Annotated in this window: 14 protein-coding genes; 6 read left to right on the forward strand and 8 right to left on the reverse strand. The window is 52.6% G+C overall.

Annotated elements, in window-relative coordinates; translation table 11 throughout:
- The first annotated feature begins 240 nt into the window (after window positions 1-240).
- Window positions 241-1,368, forward strand: coding sequence for a GNAT family N-acetyltransferase (locus tag ACM5QY_RS03685; protein ID WP_416119248.1), 1,128 nt, complete (start codon window positions 241-243; stop codon window positions 1,366-1,368).
- A 10-nt stretch (window positions 1,369-1,378) separates the two neighbouring features.
- Here the strand turns inward: ACM5QY_RS03685 and ACM5QY_RS03690 are convergent, their stop codons facing one another.
- Window positions 1,379-3,211, reverse strand: a complete 1,833-nt coding sequence (locus ACM5QY_RS03690) for an ABC transporter ATP-binding protein (RefSeq protein ID WP_416119249.1) — start codon at window positions 3,209-3,211, stop codon at window positions 1,379-1,381.
- 309 nt (window positions 3,212-3,520) lie between these two features.
- On the opposite strand from ACM5QY_RS03690, the gene ACM5QY_RS03695 reads away from it, so the two are divergent.
- A complete protein-coding gene (locus ACM5QY_RS03695) occupies window positions 3,521-4,000 on the forward strand; it encodes an Hcp family type VI secretion system effector (RefSeq protein ID WP_416119250.1) in 480 nt (159 codons plus the stop codon).
- A gap of 116 nt (window positions 4,001-4,116) precedes the next feature.
- Here the strand turns inward: ACM5QY_RS03695 and ACM5QY_RS03700 are convergent, their stop codons facing one another.
- From ACM5QY_RS03700 to ACM5QY_RS03715, 4 genes are all read right to left on the reverse strand, one after another.
- Window positions 4,117-4,452: a hypothetical protein gene (locus ACM5QY_RS03700; protein ID WP_416119251.1), complete on the reverse strand. Its 336-nt coding sequence runs from the start codon at window positions 4,450-4,452 to the stop codon at window positions 4,117-4,119.
- Window positions 4,453-4,482: 30 nt separating this feature from the next.
- Complete coding sequence (locus ACM5QY_RS03705) at window positions 4,483-4,869, reverse strand: hypothetical protein (protein WP_416119252.1); 387 nt, start codon at window positions 4,867-4,869, stop codon at window positions 4,483-4,485.
- Window positions 4,866-5,687: a glycoside hydrolase family protein gene (locus ACM5QY_RS03710; RefSeq protein WP_416119253.1), complete on the reverse strand. Its 822-nt coding sequence runs from the start codon at window positions 5,685-5,687 to the stop codon at window positions 4,866-4,868. Before ACM5QY_RS03710 ends, ACM5QY_RS03705 begins: the two co-directional genes overlap by 4 nt.
- Before the next feature lie 219 nt (window positions 5,688-5,906).
- Window positions 5,907-7,421, reverse strand: coding sequence for an MDR family MFS transporter (locus tag ACM5QY_RS03715; RefSeq protein ID WP_416119254.1), 1,515 nt, complete (start codon window positions 7,419-7,421; stop codon window positions 5,907-5,909).
- A gap of 84 nt (window positions 7,422-7,505) precedes the next feature.
- Here ACM5QY_RS03715 and ACM5QY_RS03720 point away from each other — a divergent pair, with 84 nt between their 5' ends.
- Window positions 7,506-8,195 (forward strand): TetR/AcrR family transcriptional regulator, encoded by a 690-nt coding sequence (locus tag ACM5QY_RS03720; protein WP_416119255.1) that lies wholly within the window; start codon window positions 7,506-7,508, stop codon window positions 8,193-8,195.
- A gap of 154 nt (window positions 8,196-8,349) precedes the next feature.
- Window positions 8,350-9,549 carry an MFS transporter gene (locus ACM5QY_RS03725; protein WP_416122810.1) on the forward strand — a complete coding sequence of 400 codons (1,200 nt, stop codon included), beginning with the start codon at window positions 8,350-8,352 and terminating at the stop codon, window positions 9,547-9,549.
- A 49-nt stretch (window positions 9,550-9,598) separates the two neighbouring features.
- Here the strand turns inward: ACM5QY_RS03725 and dcp are convergent, their stop codons facing one another.
- Entirely contained in the window at window positions 9,599-11,752 is a 2,154-nt protein-coding gene (dcp, locus tag ACM5QY_RS03730) for a peptidyl-dipeptidase Dcp (RefSeq protein WP_416119256.1), read from the reverse strand.
- 187 nt (window positions 11,753-11,939) lie between these two features.
- Between dcp and ACM5QY_RS03735 the strand changes: the two genes are divergently transcribed.
- Together ACM5QY_RS03735 and cytX are read left to right on the forward strand one after the other, a co-directional pair.
- Complete coding sequence (locus ACM5QY_RS03735) at window positions 11,940-12,596, forward strand: Qnr family pentapeptide repeat protein (protein ID WP_416119257.1); 657 nt, start codon at window positions 11,940-11,942, stop codon at window positions 12,594-12,596.
- A 220-nt stretch (window positions 12,597-12,816) separates the two neighbouring features.
- Window positions 12,817-14,070 (forward strand): putative hydroxymethylpyrimidine transporter CytX, encoded by a 1,254-nt coding sequence (gene cytX, locus ACM5QY_RS03740; RefSeq protein WP_416119258.1) that lies wholly within the window; start codon window positions 12,817-12,819, stop codon window positions 14,068-14,070.
- A gap of 541 nt (window positions 14,071-14,611) precedes the next feature.
- On the opposite strand, the gene ygjK is transcribed toward cytX, so the two are convergent.
- Together ygjK and ygjJ are read right to left on the reverse strand one after the other, a co-directional pair.
- Entirely contained in the window at window positions 14,612-16,993 is a 2,382-nt protein-coding gene (ygjK, locus tag ACM5QY_RS03745) for an alpha-glucosidase (protein ID WP_416119259.1), read from the reverse strand.
- A complete protein-coding gene (gene ygjJ, locus ACM5QY_RS03750; protein WP_416119260.1) occupies window positions 16,993-18,075 on the reverse strand; it encodes a protein YgjJ in 1,083 nt (360 codons plus the stop codon). Before ygjJ ends, ygjK begins: the two co-directional genes overlap by 1 nt.
- Window positions 18,076-18,219 lie beyond the last annotated feature (144 nt).

Below are 18,219 nucleotides of genomic sequence, written 5' to 3' on the forward strand. Positions count from 1 at the left end.
TACGCCATTCGTTATTTGAAAAATCCTTTCCAGAGCACTCTACCCAAAATAATTCGAGTTGCTTAAAGGCGGCAAAGCCGTAAATCCCCGGGAGCTTACTCCGGTAAGTGACTGGGGTGAACGGGTGTAGCCAACGCATAAGCAGCTTGAAGTATGACGGGTATAAATCAGCGCCCGCTAAATCACTAATCATTATAATCTGAACGCGCTACCGCCTTTTCCACCACAGTGAGAAAATTGATGCCCATTACGCCGTTAAACCGTCTGGTCGATTTACCCGCCGAAGAGTGGGATGCGCTGGTGCCTGCGCAGCAACCGTTCCTCAGCCATGCGTTTTTATCCACGCTGGAAGACAGCGGCAGCCTGGGGCCGACTTCCGGCTGGCGTCCGGAACATCTTCTGTGGCGGGAAAACGGCAAAATTCTGGCGGCTATTCCCGGCTATCGTAAACGGCATTCTTACGGCGAATACGTGTTTGATCAGGGCTGGGCGGACGCCTGCCAGCGGTCGGGCATTGCGTATTATCCGAAGTGGCTGGGCGCAGTGCCGTTCAGCCCGGTGACCGGCGCACGGCTGCTGGGCGATGAAGCGGCAGCGGTAAACCTCATACAAGCACTGCCGGAATATCTCGAAGCAAACGGGCTGACCGGCGCACACATCAATTTCACGGACACCCGCGCCAACCGGCTGCTCGGCGATGAAGCTGTGTGGCAGCACCGGCTGGGCTGTCAGTATCACTGGCAAAACCGCGACTACCGCGATTTTCAGGATTATCTCGACGCCCTCACCTCGCGTAAGCGCAAACAGTTCCGTAAGGAACGCGAACAGGTCGCGGCGCAGGGCATTGAATTTGTGTGGCGGGAAGGCGCGCAGCTGACCGAAACGCAGTGGGATTTCGTGTACGCCTGCTACAGCAATACCTACCGGATCCGCGGCCAGTCACCTTATCTGACCCGTGAATTTTTCAGCCTGCTGGCAGAAAGAATGCCGGAGGCGATCCGCGTGGTGATGGCGCAACAAAATGGCCGCGACGTGGCGATGGCGTTCAGTTTAATCAGCGGCGATACATTTTATGGCCGCTACTGGGGCTGTCTTGCGGAGTTCGACCGGCTGCATTTCGAAACCTGTTTCTATCAGGGAATGGAATACGCGATTGCACACGGGCTGGCGCGGTTCGACGCAGGCGCACAAGGCGAACACAAACTGCTGCGCGGCTTTGAGCCGGTGATCACCGACTCGTGGCACTATTTACGGCATCCGGGTTTGCGCGACGCCGTCGACGATTTTCTGGTGGAAGAACGTGCCGGCGTGCAGCGCTGGGCCGATGAAGCCCGTGAAGTGCTGCCCTACCGGCACGCGCCGTCTTAAAGAACGACGGTTAATCCATTCCGACAAATCCGCCGGTCTGATGCTGCCACAAACGGGCATACAGACCGCCGTGCGCCAGCAGTTCGGCGTGACTTCCCGTTTCGACGATCTGCCCTTTTTCCAGCACCACCAGACGGTCCATTTTGGCAATGGTCGATAACCGGTGCGCAATCGCAATCACCGTTTTACCGCCCATCAGTGTTTCCAGGCTTTCCTGAATCGCCGCTTCCACTTCCGAATCGAGTGCCGACGTGGCTTCGTCCATAATCAGGATTGGCGCGTTTTTCAGTAACACGCGCGCAATCGCAATACGCTGACGTTGCCCGCCGGAGAGTTTCACGCCGCGTTCACCGACGTGCGCATCCAGCCCGGTGCGTCCCTGTGAATCATAGAGTTGCGGAATGAATTCATCGGCGCGTGCCTGACGTATCGCCAGCTGCAATTCTTCATCCGTCGCGCCCGGCCTGCCGTACAGCAGGTTGTCGCGAATAGAACGGTGCAACAGCGATGTGTCCTGCGTAATCATGCCGATTTGCGCGCGCAGACTGCCCTGCGTGACGTCGGCAATATTCTGCTCATCAATGAGAATCCGACCGCCGTCGATGTCGTATAAGCGCAGCAGCAGGTTCACCAGCGTGGATTTTCCCGCGCCGGAAGGCCCGATCAGGCCGATCTTCTCGCCGGGACGGATCGCCAGATCCAGGTTCCGGATCACCGGGCTGCCTTTCCCATAGTTGAAGTTCACGTGATCAAAGCGGATCGCTCCCTGATCGACTTTCAGCGCCGGAGCCTGCGGTTTATCCGTGACGGTCAGCGGCTGCGCGATGGTATGCAGACCGTCCTGAACCGTACCGATATTCTCGAAAATGCCGTTGACCACCCACATAATCCAGCCGGACATATTCACGATACGAATCACCAGCCCCGTCGCCAGCGCGATAGCCCCGACGGTGATCAGCGATTGCGTCCACAGCCACAGTGCCAGCCCGGTGCTGGCAACAATCAGCAGGCCGTTAAGCGTGGTGATCGCAAACGCCATGCCGGTTAACAGGCGGCCAGCGAGCTGGGTTTTTAAAGTCTGCTCGGTGATGGCCTCGCGGGCATACTGCTGTTCCATATCGGTATGCGCAAACAGTTTCAGCGTCGAAATATTGGTATAGCCGTCCACAATGCAGCCCATCAGTTTCGAACGGGCTTCAGACGATTCGACCGAACGCTGCTTCACACGCGGAACGAAATACCACAGGCAGATGGCGTAACAGAAAATCCAGATAATCAGCGGGATCATCAGACGCCAGTCGGCTTCAGCAAACAGGTATAAGGCGCTGGCGGCGTAAATCACCACATGCCAGATGGCATCGACCATCTGCACCGCGGAATCACGCAGCGAACTGCCGGTCTGCATGATGCGCTGCGCAATACGCCCGGCAAAATCGCTCTGGAAAAAGTTGAGGCTTTGTCTGAGGACGTATTTGTGATTCTGCCAGCGGATCATGCTGGTCATGCCGGGCGTAAGCGTCTGATGAACCAGCAAATCATTCAGCCCGAAAAACACCGGCCGCATGATCATCGCCACCGCTGCCATCCAGAGCAACTCGCCCCTATGGTCGGAAAAAAAACTGCCAGGCGGCGTGTCTTTAGTGAGATCGATAATCTGGCTGAGGTAGCTGAACAGCGACACTTCAATCAGTGACGCTACCAGTCCGACGACCAGCAGCACCGCAAAACTCGGCCAGACCTGACGCAGATAATAAAGATAAAAAGGCCAGACTGTGCCCGGTGGCTCGGCCCCCGGCGCCTCCCGAAAAATGTCGATCATTCGCTCGAACCGGCGAAAAAGCATGGTACACCTCTTAATGGATTTATCGTCAGGGCTGTCCTGCCCTGATGTTCTGGTTTGCATGACGTTACAGAACCTTTAAGCGTAGAAGGTTTCTGACGCTTTACCCAGAAATTATATTCATTTGGCTTATTGATTGGCATTAAATAAACAATTTAATAAATACGGGGAGGGCATTTAAAACAATAAATAATCCAATCAGAGCCTCATAATTAAAAAACACAACATGCTAAAATCAGTCTCAGAAAATAAATACATAAAAATCTCGTCAGGAAATACACATACAAATCGCTTTTAAAAGGAATTTTAAGAATGTCAAACTGTACATATTTAACCATAAATGGAATGACTCAGGGCCTGATATCAGCCGGTTGTTCAAGTTACAGTTCAATCGGTAACAGATTCCAGGCAGGGCATGCAGATCAGATACTTATCTATTCATCGCAGCACGATATTACCCGTGAACAAAATGTTAATCATCACCCGATGCGTGTAACCAAACCTCTGGATAAATCGACGCCATTACTGCTGGTCGCTATTTCTAATAACGAGCGTATTCAGTGTATTTTGGATTACTACAGAACTTCGCAATACGGCGTGCAGGAGAAGTATTTAACCATCAAACTGACTGATGCCACCATTGAAAGTATTTCCTCGACCAATCCCAGCACGCTTCCGGGAGGAGATTCACAGCCTTATGAGACACTTTCATTGCGCTATGAAACCATAGATGTCACGCATCATATCGCAGGAACTTCTGGTTATAGTCTATGGATTGACAGAGTTTCTTAACGATTCCGTCAGTGCCATTTGGGTTGATCTCAAATGGCACTATCAGACAGAGACCGTGAAACGCTAATGCATGATGCCCTGGTCGGTTGCTATGACTTGATCATTTAAGGAAATGTTCAGATTCCAGATTTGAAATACATCATTGGAAGATTTAGAATCCGGTCGCAATGTATAAGTATAATTTCCATTTTTAAACTCATACCCCTGAAGTCATGACTATAATAATTTGTAATAACCCGACCTTTCAGATGCAGTCTCGCCCCCGTTTTTTTATTAATCCCGTCATAGCTAACATCATCACAATCCATTTCTCCTTCAGGGCAATTGTCTTTGAGATCGATATCGAAACGCTGCCCTTCAAAATCTGGGAGTCCTGAGTGAAGTCTGTAGTTTTGCGCAAAACAACTCATGCTACACATGCATATTAATACTATTAACATTGATTTTTTCATAAATTATAAATTCCTTTTCAAAGGGAAAAATTACTGCATAACACCTTCATCAGTTGCTATGACCTTGTCTTTATAAAATACGTTTAAAATCCAAACTTGTCCTGAATCTGTCTCTTTAGAATTATCAGGATTCAGAACATAACTATACTCGCCGTTGTCAAATATATATCCCTGAAAATCATAGCTATGAGAATTGAACATTACGCGGCCTTTGAGATGCAATCTCGCACCTGTTTTCTTATTAATCCCGTCGTAATCAACATCCTTGCAAGTCATTTCGCCTTCGGGACAATTGTATTTTAAATCAATATCAAAACGTTTACCCTCAAAGTCTGGATGTCCGGCGTGCAGTTTATAGCCTTCAGCGTGACAAGCTATAGAGCCCATAATAAGAAATGACAATAGTATTCTTTTCATCGGGCATAGACTCCATTGTGAAAAACATTCAGCTCTGACCTTCTCCTATTCATCAGGCCATTAGAAAAATGATGCTGACTGTACCCCCACCGTAACCAGGCCTCATCAATATCTCCAGTAGATGTGCCATTCATTATTTTTAAAACTTCAGATGAGACAAATCCTTTGTCATGTTTAACGCTTCCATATCCGATATTAAAAGAAAACATAATTATTGCATCATATTCATTTTGATTTACTTCCGCTTTGAGAACTTTCTTTACTTTCTCCTCGAATTCATTTATATCTTCCAGATATAGCTCATTTGCTTTCATTTCTGTTATTCCATTCTTATAAATTTCAAATTCACTGGCGTTTTCTATTAGATGACCATATCCGATTGTCGCTCCATCAACATATTTATTTATTTCCAAGCCAGTTTGGTCGAAGTATGTCTTTAATTTTAAACTTTCATAATTCTTAATCAATGCATGCCCCTGAGGACTTACCGATAACTCATTAACATTCCGTCTCACGCCACCGGACACCGGCGCGTTACTCGCTGGCGGCACAGGGGTATCCAGACGAGCACTTCCCTGTGAAATCGCTGCGGACTGCAACCGGCGAATCGTTGCGCCATTAACTTCAACCAGGCCATCGGGCAAAGACATAAAGCGGCGCTGATATTCTCTTATCGCCGCGACAGTTTTCTGACCACAGTTGCCATCAACCACCAGATCAGGGAAACCGGAATTCTTCAACCTATACTGCACCTCGATAACGTCATGGAATAAGTTGACGCCAAAACACCCGACACTCCGGCTTAATGATGAGAACATATCAATATCCTTATTGCTATGAAATAACGCTCAGTGATTTATATATTACTAGATGGGGATTTCTGATAAACATTCATCAAAGCAATACACTTTCCCTGCCAAAATAATAACAGATCGGAATATCATCAAAACGTATAAATAACAGAAAGGAGACCGCACGAGGATTTTTAATTGAAATTCTGGCGGTGTGAGAAAAAACTCACAACCGCCAGGGAAAACTTAGAGGCGGGTTTGCTCTTTCTTCAGCACGCCCTCTTTTTGCAACAGCGAAAGAATAAACGCCAGCACCATGACACCTGCGGCGATCTGGTACACCGAGTGCAGCGCCGTGCCGAATGCCTGCAAATAATCGTCGCGGATTGCAGCGGGCAATTGCTGAACGGCCTGCGCACCCAGTGAGCGCGGGAGCTGCGTTCCTTCGGGGATCCGCGCTTCAAGCTGATTACGCAAAACATGCGTGAAAATCGCGCCGAACATCGCCACGCCGATTGATCCACCGATCGAGCGGAACAGCGTAACACCGGACGTCGCAACGCCCATTTGCTTCATCGAAACCGAGTTTTGCACCGCCAGCACCAGCACCTGCATCACCATGCCCAACCCGAAACCGAGCACGCCGATGTAGAGATACAACATATGAAGCGGCGTGCCGACTTTCAGAAAGCCCAGTAAAACCATGCCGGCAAAGCTCAGTAACGTCCCGAGGATCGGGAAAATACGGTAACGCCCGATGCGGCTGATAATCCGTCCGCTGATAATCGAACTGACCAGCAAAGCGCCCATCAGCGGCAGCAGCTGCATCCCGGCTTCCGACGGCGTCGAGCCTTTTACCACCTGCAAATACAGTGGCAGGAATGTCATCGACCCCATCAGTGACATCCCGATAATAAAGCTGATGGCGCAGCTCAGCAGGAACGTGCGGTCGCGGAATAACCCGAGCGGAATAATCGGTTCTGCCGCCAGCGTTTCTTCATAGATGAATCCGCCGAGCGTAACCAGTCCGAACGCCAGAATGCACCACAGCTGCGGATCCGACCACTGATAGACCGTGCCACCTTCGCTGGTGAACAAAATAATGCAGGTCAGCGCCGCCGCAAGATAACCCGCGCCGAGGAAGTCGATTTCATGGCGTATACGCGCGGTCTGCGATTTCAGCGCCACGCCGATGACCAGCAGCGCGAAAATACCCAGCGGCAGGTTGATGTAGAAAATCCAGCGCCACGAAATATGCTCCACCAGGAAACCGCCGATCAGCGGCCCGATAACCGTCGCGAGGCCGAAGACGCCGCCGAACAACCCCTGATATTTCCCGCGCTCAGACGGCGGGATAACGTCGCCCACGGCGGCCATACTGACCACCATCAGCCCGCCGCCGCCCAGCCCCTGCAAGGCACGCATCAGGATCAGCTGCGTCATGTTCTGCGCCAGCCCGCACAATACCGAGCCGAGCAGGAATACCACGATGGCGGTTTGCAGGACGATTTTGCGGCCAAGCAGATCGCCGAATTTACCGTACAGCGGGACGACAATGGTTGACGCCAGCAGGTAAGACGTCACCACCCACGAAAGCTGATCCAGCCCGCCCAGCTCGCTCACAATCGTCGGCAGCGCGGTGGAAACAATCGTCTGGTCGAGCGCGGCCAGCAGCATTACCAGCATCAGGGCGGAGAACAGCAGCTTTATCGACGGCTTCTGTTCTGCGACATCACTCTGCGCTGAATGTATAGTGGTCATGAATAGTTTCCTGACTTGTAATTAATTAACTGTATAATTAATATTGAGGCATCCACCCCATCCGGTCAATGGATCAAACCACTTATGACAGACAGAAAAATCTCAGAAACGACAGGATCCGCACAAAAGGATCAAACGCCAGCGCGCCGTCCGGGCCGCCCGCGCAGCGTCAAAAAAGGCGCGGACAAGCGGGAATTACTGCTGGATGCCGCTCTGAAACTGTTTGCCCAATACGGTATCGCCGAGACACCGCTGAGTCAGATTGCCAAAGAAGCGGGCGTAACCACCGCGATGCTGCATTACTATTTTAATACCCGCGAGCAGTTGCTGGATGTCATGATCGACGAACGTTTTCAGCCGGTACGCGCCGGGTTTACTGATATTTTCGAAACCCACGCCGACGATCCGCTGATGGCGATTACGCACATGGCGCAATGCATGATTGATGCTGCGGAAAAATACCCGTGGGTCGCGCCGCTGTGGGTGCGGGAAGTGATCAGCGAAAGCGGCATGCTGAAAAAGCGTATGGAAGAACGTAACGGCGACAAAAACCGCAAAGTCGTGCATGAATCGATTGCCCGCTGGCAGGCCGAAGGGCGTCTGAATCCGGATCTGAATCCGGCGCTGCTGTTTATTTCATTGTTCGGCCTGACGCTGTTCCCGATGGCCTCCATGAAAATGAGAAAAGAAGGCGGCTCACTGATTTCCCCCGACATGCTGCGTAAACACGTCTCCCTGCTACTCTTCAGCGGGCTGGGGCCGGAGAAGCGCTGAGCGAAATTCTGACCGCGCGGGTCACTCCCGCGCAACTCTCTTTAATCCCTTCTTTTTGTATCGAAAAATACTGCGCAGACTCGACTATTATCTTTGGCTATCCATAACCACAAACACACTCAATATTGAAAGGAATGCCTCGAGAATGAAGGGGATGAAGGGAATGCCGCCGCTGATCCTTGCGCTGCTCGCCAGTTCGTTAGTACTTACTATCGGACGTGGTGTCACTCTGCCGTTTATCACGATTTATCTGACCGAGCACTATCATCTGCTGCCAAAAAGCGTCGGGATTATTCTTGGCGCCAGCCTGGCGATCGGTATTCTCAGCAGTCTGTACGGCGGTTATCTGGTGGACAAATTTAATCACCGGACGCTGATTACCGTGTCGATCAGTTCTTTCGGCCTGAGCTTTTTACTGCTGCCGGTGCTGCCGGATGTCACCGGCGTTTTGCTGGTTCTGGCGCTGCTTAACGCGTCTTACGCCCTGCTGAGTATTACCCTTAAAGCCTGTATCGCCAGCTGGTTACCGGTTGAAAAGCGGGTCAAAGCCTTCTCGATGAACTACACGCTGGTGAACGTCGGCTGGGCGGTCGGGTCGTCGCTTGGCGTCTGGCTGGCCGGTTTCAGCCCGATGCTGCCGTTTATTATTTCCGGCGTGCTGGCACTGGGCACCGTGATTTCGTTGGGCTGGGGATTGCGTAATATCCCGCAAAAACCACCGCAAACAGAGCTGGAACAAAAACCGCTGCCCAAACCTAACCTGCGCCAGACGCTCAGCATTCTGGCCCATGATCGCCGCCTGATTTACTTCACGCTCGGCAGCACGCTGGGTTCGGTCGTTTTCGGGCAGTTCGCCGGTTATCTGTCGCAATATCTGATTCTGGTTTCCAATGCGGCGTTTGCGTACAAAATTATCGGCGCCGTGATGATCACCAACGCCGTCATCGTGATCGTCTTCCAGTACGCGTTAAGTAGCCGGATGAAACAAAAAAGCCTGCTGAAATGGCTGCTGCTCGGCACCATTTTCTTCATCATCGGTCTGATTGGCTTCATGACGGCCGGGCAATCGGTGCTGTTCTGGATCATCGCGATGGCGATTTTCAGCTTCGGCGAGCTGATCGTCATTCCGGTTGAATACATGTTTATCGACTATATCGCGCCGGAAAACATGAAAGGCAGCTACTACGGGATGCAAAACCTGAGCAATCTTGGCGGCGCGATAAACCCGGTGATGTGCGGTTTCCTGCTCAGTTACGCCGCACCGCCGGTGATGTTTATTGCGCTGATTGCCGCTTCGGCCGGCGGGCTGGTGTTCTTCTGGATGGGCCACCGGCTGGCGGCGCGGACGGCGTAAAAAAAGCCCTGAACGCATAACGGTCAGGGCTGTTTCATGGCGGATTGAATTACTCTTCCAGACCTCTGTTTTTCAGCATCGGTTCAATGGACGGTGCTTTGCCGCGCCAGGTTTCATAGAGTTTTTCCAGATCCTCACTGTTACCGCGTGAAAGAATTTGATCACGGAATTTCTGACCATTTTCCCGCGTCAGCCCGCCTTGTTCGGTGATCCCGGCAAAGGCATCGTCGGCCAGCATTTCTGTCCACAGATACGCATAATACCCGGCGGCGTACCCGTTCCCCCAGATGTGCTGGAAATAGCTGGAACGATAGCGCGGCGGAACGTACGCCAGATTCACTTTGTCCTTCGCCAGCGATTCGGCTTCGAACTTATCGACATCCTGCTGCGGTTCCGTGGCACTCAGGCTGTGCCAGTGCATGTCCAGAAGCGCGGCGGCCAGCAGCTCGGTCATGTCATACCCTTTATTAAACTTACTGGCTTTCTCGATTTTGTCCTGCAAGGCCTGCGGCATGACTTCACCGGTCTGATAATGCTTCGCGAAGTGAGTAAACACTTTCGGGTCACTCGCCCAGTGCTCGTTAAACTGGGACGGGAATTCGACGAAATCGCGCGGCGTCGCAGTGCCTGAAAGGCTCGGATATTGCTGGTCGGCAAACAGCCCGTGCAGCGTATGGCCGAACTCGTGGAACATCGTGATCACATCATCCCACGACAACAACGCCGGTTGCCCCGCCGCAGGTTTCTGGAAGTTAGCGACGTTATAAATCACAGGTTTGGTGCCGAGCAGTTTAGACTGGTCGACGAAATTACTCATCCACGCGCCGCCGCCTTTGTTATCACGCTGATAATAATCGGCGTAAAACAGCGCCATCGATTTACCGTCTTTATCGAAGACTTCAAAAACGCGCACATCGGGGTTCCAGACCGGCAGGTCTTTGCGCTCTTTAAACGTGATGCCGTACAGCAGATTCGCCGCGTAGAACACGCCGTTTTCCAGCACGTTATTCAGCTCGAAGTACGGTTTGATCTGCGCATCATCGAGATCGTATTTCTCTTTGCGCACCTTCTGGGCGTAATGCTGCCAGTCCCAGGCCGCTACGCTGAATCCGCCCTTTTGCTTATCGATTTCTGACTGAATATCTTTCGCCTCACGCTCCGCGCGGGCAGTCGCGGCTGGCACAATTTTGTGCATGAAATCCAGCGCAGCCTGCGGCGTTTTCGCCATCTGATCTTCCAGTTTACACGCTGCATAACTTGGGAATCCCAGCACTTTGGCCTGTTCCGCACGGACTTTCGCCAGTTTTGCGATTAGCGTACGCGTATCGTTGGCATCGCCTTTTTCAGCGCGATTAATGGACGCGTCGTACAGCGCCTTGCGCGTGTCGCGGTTTTCCAGCGGCTGCAACAAAGGCTGCTGGGTGGTGTTTTGCAGCACCAGCAACCACGCGTTATCCAGCTTACGGTCTTTGGCCGCCTGCGCTGCCGCGGAAAGCTCGGCGTCGCTCAGCCCGGCCAGTTGCGTTTTATCTGTTACCGTCAGCCCGCCCGCTTTCGTCGCCGCGAGAAGTTTATTGGTGAACTGCGTACTCAGCGTGGCCGCCTGCTGGTTCAGCGCCTTGAGCTGGTCTTTACCGGCGTCCGAAAGATTCGCGCCCGCCAGCTCAAAATCTTTATACGTGACTTCAATCAGACGCTGCGATTCCGCATCCAGCTTCAGCGTATTGCGCTGGTCATACACGGTTTTCAGGCGGGCAAACAATTTGCTGTTGAGGTGAATGCTGTCGTCCATCGCCGCCAGTTTTGGCGAGGTGTCTTCATCAATTTTTTGCAGCGTATCGTTGGTATTCGCGCCGGTCATCGCACCGAAAACGCTCTGTACACGCTGCAACGTGCTGCCGGATTTTTCCAGCGCAACGTAGGTATTTTCGAACGTCGGCGGTGACGTATCGTCGGCAATTTTATCGACTTCAGCGAGCTTCTGACGGATGCCTTCGAGCAGCGCCGGTTCGTAATCGCTGTCTTTATACAGGTTAAATTGCGGTGCCTGATATTCAAGCGGGCTCGGTTTCAGAAACGGATTATCTTTACTGATGGCATGGTTCATGACGGGCTCCTGCGTGGCGGGCTGCACGCTCTGCGCAGCGCCTGCAAACTGGCTCATGGCCAGACTGGTTGCCAAAAAGAGGTAGGACAAACGCATTTCAGTCTTCCTTATCTGATTAAGAGAAATTGCTCCATTAAGCCATTGAGAATAGACCCCGCTCGCCGATCCGGCAAAAGAAGTGCGTAAGGAAATCGTGTGATGACAAGGGGTTTCAATATTTTCAGGGGAATTTTTCTGTCAGGATATTGCCCTTTGCAGTGCGTAAAAAGGGCAGGAAAACAGCATGATTAAAGACCAGACTTTCACCGGCCAGCGTTTTGGCGTGAAACAATTCACCGGCGAAACGCTGGAAAACTGCCGCTTTTACCGCTGCCATTTCGACAGCTGCGATTTATCGGAAACCGCTTTTACTGACTGTCTGTTTTACGATGATGACGAACAGGCGGGCTGCTCGTTCCAGCACGCAAAATTGCAGGATGCGAGTTTTAAACACTGCGATCTGACAATGGCTGATTTCAAAAACATCCAGGCGCTGGGTCTGGAGATCCGCGAAAGCAAAGCCACCGGCGCAGATTTCAGCGGCGCCAGCTTTATGAATATGATCACCACCCGCACCTGGTTTTGCAGCGCGTTCATGACCAAGAATAATTTCAGCTACGCCAACTTCAGCAAAGTGATTCTGGAAAAATGTGAGCTGTGGGAAAACCGCTGGACCGGCGCAAATGTGCAAGGCGCTAACCTCAGTGGTTCCGACCTTTCTGGCGGAGAATTCACCGAATTCGACTGGAATAATGTGAACATCACCCACTGCGATCTGACAAATTCCGACCTGGGCGAATTAAACCTCAGAAAAGTCGATCTCGACGGCGTGAAAATCGACGACTGGCAGCAAAGCCATTTGCTGGAGAAGTTGGGCGTGGTTGTGATCTTTTCGAAATAACGGCACCCGGAATGAGGGGGTTTGGGGCTGATATCAGAAACATTAACGTTCCATCCATCCCGCCAGACGTCATCAGAATCACTGCTACAGTGAGGCTACTAGCTTGTCCACATTGCCTGAAACAGGGCGAACCGAAAAGTGCGCTTCTCCCCCACCCGTCATCAGATCCTCGCCGCACTATGCTATAACAGACGTTCGCTGTGGCAACCAAATTAACCTCATGAAAGATAATAGTATTTATTCTCCTCAGGCTTCAGTTCCGGAAAAATCACGGGTTCTGGGCTGGTCCGATTTATTCTCACTGTGGTTTTCGTTAGGTATGGGTCTGATGGTCTTGCAGGCCGGTGCGATTCTGGCACCCGGTTTGGGGCTGGCGGGTTCGATTGCTGCTATCGTGCTCGGCTCGGCAGTCGGCGTCGGGCTGCTGGCGCTGGTCGGCGTGATTGGCGGCCAGACCGGTTTGTCTTCGATGGCCTCGCTGAAACTGAGCCTCGGCAAACGCGGCATTGCGCTGCCGGTCATCTTCAATCTGATCCAGCTGATTGGCTGGGGCGCGTTTGAAATCGTGGTAATGCGTGATGCGGCCAGCCTTCTGGCAAAACGCGCATGGGGCGAAGAAAGTGTCTGGGCCAATCCCACGATGTGGACGTTCATCTTTGGCGCCGTCGCCACGCTGCTGGCAGCCAGCGGCCCGCTGGCGTTTATCCGCGTCGTGCTGCGCCGCTGGGGCATCTGGTTATTGCTGGCAAGTTGCGCGTGGCTGACCGGTTATCTGTTCCTGCACGCCGATTTATTTACGCTGTGGCACAAAGCCGGAGATGGCTCGATGCCTTTCGCGCTGGCCTGCGACATCGTGGTTTCGATGGCTTTTTCCTGGCTGCCGCTGGTGTCGGATTACACCCGTTTTGGCAAATCTGCCCGGCAAAATTTCTGGGGCACCGCCTGCGGGTATTTCCTCGGAAGCGTCTGGATGATGTCGCTCGGCGTGGCGTATACGCTGGCCTTTGTCAGCACATCGACTGACGCCAATGCGTTGCTTCTGGCGCTTTCCGGCGTCGCGTTCGGTATTCCGCTGCTGCTGATTCTGGTGGATGAGCATGAAAACGCCTTTGCCGATATTCACTCGGCGGCGGTTTCAGCGGGCACTTCCGTACCCGTCGGAATTGGTAAACTGACGCTCGGCATCGGCCTGTTGTGTACGCTGATCGCCTGGGGCGTTCCGCTGACTCAGTACGAAAACTTCCTGCTGCTGATTGGCTCGGTGTTTGCGCCGCTGTTTGGCGTGGTGCTGACGCATCATTTTGTTCTGCGCGAAGCGACAAGCAAACCACTGAAAATCACCTCGCTGATCGCGTGGATTGCGGGCATTGCGGTTTATCACGCGATGGCAAATCTGCTGCCTGACGTCGGCGCAACGATACCGTCGCTGGTTGTGGCCGGGGCCGTATGCTGGGGATTAGGGCGGAAAAGATAACGTAAAAAAACCGCCCCGAAGGGCGGTTCCTCTACTGCTTTAAACCAGACCCCATGTTGACGTTAATGTTGATATCAGAAACGTTAACGTTCCATCCATCGCCAGCAGACGTCATCAAAGAACCCAGTACAACGATCAGTGCATAAATACACTTTTTCATTGATACGGCCTTAAAAAGCCGCGTTTCATCAACCAGCACCGGGACCGACTGACAAAGGACAAGCAGAGTTGGGATTGCTCGCCCACGCGGTACTCGAGTGCTAATTCCAGAGCCCGATGTTCCGTCGCTAAACGGATGAACTAGCCCCGCGCAGAGACTAGCACCAAGCCCACATCAACTGTAAGGACTATTTTTACGCAAATACTTGTCCGCATTGCCTGAATGATGTACAGTTTTTTCGTTGGGGTTGCTCGTACCCGCTTATTTTAGCGAATCAAAACTGGGCTGATTTAGCGCTAACTGAATCACCCAACAAAAAAACCGCTCTCTAAAGCGGTTTTTTTGTGCCTGAAATCCGGCCATTACGCGGTGAATATTTCCTCATTTCCCCTGTCCGAAGAAATCGTTATAGAGCATATACAGATGCGCTGCGCTCCAAGAGAAGTTGGGTGCGCCCTGTTGCTGGCCGTTAAGCGGATTGTAGTTTTCGCGGATCGGGCCGTCAGTCATCAGGCCGTCGGCGTGGTCGAAAAAGGCCTGCGCCATGGCAATGGCGTCATTGCCATAACCGTATTGCTCCATGCCTTTCAGCCCGAAATAAAGCTGATCGACCCATACACGGCCGCGCCAGTAAATGTCTGCGCCGAACGCCGGACTGGTCAGCGCCGCCGTGCCGAGCGGCACGTAAGTATTGAATTCACGCGCGTCTTTCATGACTTTCACCACGGCGTCGGCGTGTGCCTGCGTCGCCGCTCCGTTAAACAACGGTGACCAGCCTTCCGGGCCTTTTCCGCGTTCGACGATCGGTTTGCCTGCGCAGCCGTTCGTCAGCGGTTTTTCCTCAATCCTGATGTCGTAGAAGAAGCCGCTGCGGTCGTCGAACATGCAGGTATTTATGTAATCCGCCAATTTACTGGCTTTGGTGCGAAAGGTTTCCGCCTCCGCTTTCTTGCCGAGAATATCCGCGATTTCAGCCAGATATCTGTTATCGCTGTACATATAACTGGCTTCATCGACCGATTCCTGTAACAGCGAATAGCCGAGCAGCGTGCCGTCGGCGGCGCGGTTTTCGGCGAAGCTGACCTGCCAGTCCTGTTTTTTACCGCCATTTTTGACGTATTTCGCCAGCTGATCCGCATCGATAAAACCGAAAGCCGCAGCGTCATCGCGGCCAGATTCCCATGAAGCCGCGACCTGCGCGGGGATTTCGATGCTGTCATATTTGCCGGATCTCACCACGCGCTCGTAGTTTTTCAGCCCTGATTCGGTCTGTCCTTTTTGCCCGTTTTTAACGGTAAACAGCATTTTCCCCTCGCTGGTGTTATGCGCCTTATCGCGTGTTGCGCCGTATTCCGGCAAGCCATTGTGGTTGTGATCGCGGTTGCGCAGCCACCAGTCGTGGTAGGCGACCAGTTTCGGGTACATTTCTGCCAGCCACTGTTTATCGCCGGTCGTTTTATAGACCTCCATCACCGACCACGCCGCCAGACTGGGTTTGGTGTTGCGCTCGTTCCAGTTGGTGCCGTCACCGCCGCGTTCCGCACTTGGGTTATAAGCGATGAGATCGGGAACAAAACCGGCGTCCCACGGGCGAACCGCATCACCGGGCTGGATCTGAAACGCGAACACTGCACGGATATTGTCTTTCGCCACGTCGGGGTTGAAATGCGCCATGGCGTAAGCCTGTTTCCAGGTATCCCACGGCCAGGTCTGGTTGCCGGAGAACCAGCGCCCCGTGACCGAAGGCGTCACAGAATCAAATTTCATCGCGCCCGCCGCACCGCGCCAGTTGCCGTTCAGGGTTTCGATCGCTTTCACCGCCACGCGTTCCTGCGCCGCCGTCGCGTGAGGGTTGGTCAGTCCTTTATTGAGATAACCTTCCCAGCGCTTTTCCGAGGCAGCGAGATACGTTTGCGGATGCGCCAGAATATCGGCGATTTTCGGCTGTTCTCGCTGCACTTCGGCGGCGGTCAGCAGATGCGAATAGGTGGTGTAAATTGTAGTGGAACCGGCGATTTGAGCTTTCGCAGTAAACTGATGGCCTTGCGCGGTAGTCTGAACCGGCAGCGATTTATGGATCTGATATTCCGACTCACCGGACGTCATCAGGCTGGAGGCCGCACGCACTTTGCCAAACGTCACCCGCAGGCCATCGGCAGTCGGGATGATTTTTCGGGTATAGCCGGGATATTCCTGCTCGATGGTTTTATCCGACTGCGGCTTTCCCTCCTGAGCGTGAAGTTTTTCCAGCAATGCGCCGTCCCAGACCAGTTCCAGCGGCGCGTCGGTGGTGATTTTGGTTTCCAGCAGCGAGGTGCGGTTCGTGACAAAACGCAGCGTCAGATCGACACGGACTCCGGGCGCGGTCAGCGTCTGGATTAATGCGCCGGGAATGCTGTAAGCGGTCATGATCAGCGTGACTTTTTTACCGTCTTTCCAGACCGTCAGGCGGTCAAAATTATCCGCCATAAAATTGATGTACTCTTCCGTCAGCAGCGCCGGACCAGGAAATCCGCCAGCCCCTTCCGCGCTGGCCGGTAATAAATGTCCGTGCCACGAGCCATCGTCAAATAAAGGATTAAAACGCTGATGCTCATCGAAATCATAATCGAGCATATAGTGCGGCGCGCCGGTTCGGTTAATCACATTCTTATATTCACCGGCGCGCAGGATATTGGCGGTTTCGGCCAAAACATTGCCGGAAATAAATAATGTCGCGACGATAAATAAAGCAACAGGTTTACGCTTGCTGACGGTTTTCATTATGATTTTCCCCAATAGAAATATTGCATCAGAAATATGGAATTGCTGGCACCGGTATTGTCGTTGCTCATATAAAATTTGCTGTCGAGCGCCGTCGCGAACCGGCCACCGTAATATTCGTACCAGATACCGGCCTGCGCGTAGGATGTCGTGGTGTCCGCTGCGTTATCTAAATGATGTTCGGCGTAACTGTAGGCGGTGGAGAAATAGAGGCCGGACACCGCTTCAATCATGGCGCTGACCATCGCGCCGGATTCGCTCCCCGGATGATTGCCGTCGCCTTTGCCGGTGTGATGCCAGACGCGCCCGGCCAGGTTTTTGCCCTGCAATCCGGCGAGGAATAATTGCCCGGTGCCGTCGGTGAATTCGAGGCCGTTGAGCAGCGTCAGCCCTTCCGTCAGGTCATACTGCGTGTAGCCGTTGACCATCGCTCGGTACGTGTATTTATCTGAATAACGGTCGTATTTCCCGAAATGCAGCAACGCAGTGCTTTCATTCACGCGACTTTCCGGGGCGGCAGTCACGCTGTAGCGAAACTTGCCGGTGAGATTCTGGATTTTTGCCGCCTGGGTTAAATCGCGCGTATTGGGGATGACGTAGCCGTATTCCGGGGTGAAATCGCCCCACCATTGCAGGTCGTCCAGCGAGGAATCGTTGCGCATACTCAGGATCATTTCGGTGCCATTATCCGTGCGGTAACCGCCATAAAAACGGTTCAGTCCGCCTTCAAATCCGCCCCAACTGTGGTCCGGCACCCAGGCGTTTCCATGATGATCGGCCTGCACCGTCCAGCCTTCCCCATAAATAAGCCCGAACCAGTTGCCGTGCTTTATTTCCAGACCGCCTTCGATATAGGTGCCGTCGCTGTATTTGTGCTGGTCTTTACCCTTTAAATATACGCTGCCACCGCCGCCCATTTCGCCATAAAAGCGGTACGCGGTGTCATTTGCATTTTTAGGCGTTATTTCCGGAGGAAGTAAAACAGTATGTTCAGCGGGCACGACGGATTCCTGCGCCCAAGAACTTATTGGCGAGGCGAATAATAAAATCATGAACATTTTGTGGAATGATATTTTCTTCATAGATTGCGCTTCGCTCAGGGTGAACTTTTGGAATTGAGGTAAAAAAGTAAAACGCAGTCTAGTAAATATTTTACTAAAATATACTTAAATATCGGTAAAGCGTTAACCCTGTCACATTGCGTTTTTCGGGGCTTACGCATCCGG

Source organism: Rahnella sp. PCH160 (genome assembly GCF_047784855.1).
Lineage (GTDB): Bacteria > Pseudomonadota > Gammaproteobacteria > Enterobacterales > Enterobacteriaceae > Rahnella.